This is a genomic window from uncultured Salinicola sp., assembly GCF_937921195.1.
Classification (GTDB): Bacteria; Pseudomonadota; Gammaproteobacteria; order Pseudomonadales; family Halomonadaceae; genus Salinicola.
Genome location: NZ_CALFQK010000094.1, coordinates 1 through 3325 on the forward strand (window position 1 = coordinate 1; position 3325 = coordinate 3325).

General features: G+C 52.2%; 3 protein-coding genes and 1 pseudogene. 1 reads left to right on the forward strand and 3 read right to left on the reverse strand.

All coding sequences use genetic code 11. The features are described 5' to 3' along the window. The coding region (locus tag Q0602_RS08215) for a hypothetical protein (protein WP_298841421.1) at nucleotides 1–1751 on the forward strand (1751 nt) is incomplete at its 5' end. A gap of 333 nt (nucleotides 1752–2084) precedes the next feature. Here the strand turns inward: Q0602_RS08215 and Q0602_RS08220 are convergent. From Q0602_RS08220 to Q0602_RS08230, 3 genes and pseudogenes are all read right to left on the reverse strand, one after another. Beyond that, entirely contained in the window at nucleotides 2085–2558 is a 474-nt protein-coding gene (locus tag Q0602_RS08220) for a hypothetical protein (protein WP_298841423.1), read from the reverse strand. After that, nucleotides 2548–3030 carry a Panacea domain-containing protein gene (locus Q0602_RS08225; RefSeq protein ID WP_298841427.1) on the reverse strand — a complete coding sequence of 161 codons (483 nt, stop codon included), beginning with the start codon at nucleotides 3028–3030 and terminating at the stop codon, nucleotides 2548–2550. Before Q0602_RS08225 ends, Q0602_RS08220 begins: the two co-directional genes overlap by 11 nt. A gap of 69 nt (nucleotides 3031–3099) precedes the next feature. After that, nucleotides 3100–3318: pseudogene (locus Q0602_RS08230) on the reverse strand (transposase); the annotation flags it as partial. Nucleotides 3319–3325: the final 7 nt, after the last annotated feature.

Consider the following 3325-nt stretch of genomic DNA (forward strand, 5'->3'; position numbering starts at 1 on the left):
ATGGCTTCGAAGAGACAAGGTCTCGCCATCCAAAGCTATTGTTCACGAAAAGGACCCGTTATCCGATCGATATAACGGACACCAAGAGGGTGACTGCTGAGAATAAAGAGTTGAGCAGCATCTTCGACAATGAAGAGGAAATGTTGCGTGCATTGATTATCAATGATCGAGTTTTAGCGGGCCTCAGTCGCTGGGTAACGGAGCATGAGGAAACGCGATCCATGCTCCTTACTGAAATGGTCCGGCGCTCAACTTTAGTTGAACAATGGCGGCATATGCTGCCGAAATTCATGCTCCCACTGTCCTCAATGCTGTTCGAAGCAAAAGCTGGATGGAAAGATCTGCGGGTCAATGCAAAGCTGTTCAATCGTATCAGGGATGCGATCATCGAGTGGTCCGGGGATACGCTCTCGAGAGACGACCTGATGTTAGCTGCGAGGCGGACGGAAGAGGAATTCATGTCTATCCTCAAAGAGAAGGATTTCTCTGGAGAGGCCGACGATATGGAAGAGTACCGAGGTCGTTTGCGCCTAGCGTATGAAGACGCGCGCAAGATTTTGGACGAGCAGCTTTCTTTTGCGGGGGAAGGAACGCTGTCATCTCCTGAGTTGGATGCACTTAAGCTTCGCGTTCGAAGACTGGAAGTCGTGACGGCGATGAAAGCGGGTTTAGACCGTGAGGGACGTTTGGTCTTTTCCTCGCTGGAAGATTTTGACGAGCGTCCGACGATGGTCGCTCCGTCGAGGAGGCATGCGAAGCAGGACGATCTTCCGCGGAATGCGACAGTAATGCATAAAGATGGTTCGCCTCAAGGCGTATCATCTGAAGGTTCTGTCTCTGATGCTGGTAGCGAGGAAGGCGAGTATGACGAGCTTCCTTCAGTTGAGGTAAGGGGGGGCGGCATGATATTCGTGCCCGAGATGTTGGACTCGGTGCCGACTTCATACCCTGATACGCTGGCGCTGGCCGGAACGCTGCCGCGGTCAACGGGCTTGTCCCGTTCGCTTTCGGATAAGCCATTCTTTAAATATGGCCCCAATTCTCTCATGTCGCCTTTCACGTTTGTAGCTTTCAGGCGTCACCCGGACTTAAGTTCTCGTGAGGGTCTCGAGGGGACAATTGAGCCGGTCGATTTGTCGCGTATAGAATTGGGCGAAGGTGATTGGGTGGTGTCGCAGATGCCAGGCTTCTCACCTGTGCTTGGTGCCAATCATCCGTTGATGCTTCCGCCCCATTCTTCCTTGGCTTGGTATGGCAGAAAGCTGGGTTGGAGTGAAACGGAGATCCGCGGCTTGTCTGCCTTTGGATCGCCGGCTCGGCCGGAGACTATCACGACCAAGGGTGATGTGAAGAAGCTGGTTGATGCGATGCGTGGTGTTGCACGTCTTCGGGTGGATGAACTGGCACAAAAGGTTCCGGGTCATCATCTGGCTAAGAAGGATGATCAGGAACTTCGCGATGAGGCTGTCGAGGATTTGGCTCGTTGGTGGATCTTCATTCTGCTGGCGCGTCATCGTCAGGCAGACTTCGAGCTCCTGTTGCCGAAGTTCTTCCATAATGTGCAGGCGCCTGATTTTGCGCTTATGGAAGATGGCACCATGAACTTCGGTAGTGGGTCTAATGCCTCGAGGTCGATTATCTTCTCTATCAAGCTGAAGAACATTGTCTCCAGCAATGATGAGGAAACGAGTGCTAAGATGCTGGGTATCGGGGGTGAATATTCCGGCGCTCGTAGGCTTGGCGTTCCATAAGACGATTTGTCGATTCATTGATTTGGGGGGATGGGCGGCTTTCTATCGTCAAAAGAAAGCCGTTTCGTTTACGTGGCGCAATCGAAGTTATTCCAGTCTTGATTAAAGGCTGGCCTCGGGAGGAGAACAGTACGAGATGAGCCGCAAGCCGCGCGCCCACTTCCATCGATGTCTAACTGGCGAAGGGCGTACAATCCTCAGCTACCATATCGGGAAGGTCGAAGGCGTCATGGAAATGTGCGCTGACATTGAACACTTCAAAGAGGTAGCGAAGCGCCTTAATGTAGTCACCGTAGAGACGTATCTCTTTAACGAGACGAAACAAGTTATCGACTAACTTGGATAGAAGTCGTGATTTTGGTCAAGATAGACTAGGAAAAAGGCGTCCTTAACTCGGAAACCGTGTACTCTACTCTCGGCATCTACACGCAACTCGAACCAGGTTAAGTCTGGGCTGAACTTTTCCAATTCGGTGTTGTCTGGCAGAATACTATGGTCTTTGTGGACAGTATATCCAAGGCCGACCTTCGTGCCCGCTTTACCCCCGGTAGCGTAAATATCAGCCCATCGGGTCTGAGTGATCTGTCGACAAAACCCGCTGAAGGACTGAAGCTTTTCCTTCGTCCAGTCAGATAGGCATTGATAGTCGGGCCGGTAGTATTTGAGGTTGACGTAAGGGCGCTCGCCATCCGTGCGTTCGTGCTTAACACCCAAAAATGAGGCTTCTCGAAGCGTCAAATCGGTCGCTTTCGATGTTTTAGCGCCTTGCTGCCCGGCAACTTTCCTAAGCCGCCTATTACTCGTCATCCGCCGCCTTTTCGTAGAGGCCACGATAGTAATCCATCATTCGCTCTTTGGAGATAACAGCATTGGACCTTGCCTCAGGCGGAATATCACCACGGGCCTCAAGCCACGGATCCTCGTGGTGCGTCATGCGCTCAAGGTGCTTCGCTGAAAACTCGCCAAAAACACTAAGGATTTCACTCAGGTGAGCGACGTCCTTCTCAGCAATTTCAGGAACTTCATCGGGGGCCGGTAGGGCATCCCACCCAGCGTGCTTATACTCATGGAAAACAGATTCCACCACAGGACCATGCGCCCACGCCTGCATATCCTCATCGAAAAGTGGGTAGGCGCGTTCAGGCAACGCCAAAGACCAAGCTTGAGCATAGTAAATCAATTTCTGTAGCTTCAACGGCGTAATCGAGTCGCCGGAGTCCCGGTCAATCGCGCTGAGAAGCCATTTTGCAATCTGGCTCGCAGTATATGGTGCGGGCATATGTGGCCTCCATCTGTTCGCGGGGTTAGCAGGAACTCGGTTCGCTTGCTAGCAAAGTGTATAGGTCCCTTTTTTGAATTCCAGATCCTTTAACACCACGTTGTCGAGCATCTCCTCGACCAGCAGCTTCTTCAACGGACTATTATCCTGCTCGAGCGTCCTCAGCCTACGAGCATCGAGCACTTCCAGAACGCCAAATTTTGACTACCGTTTGTAGAACGAAGCGGAGCTGATGCTGTAACGGCGGCAAACCTCCGCCGTCGGCATCCCAGCCTCCTGCTCCTTCAATACCGCG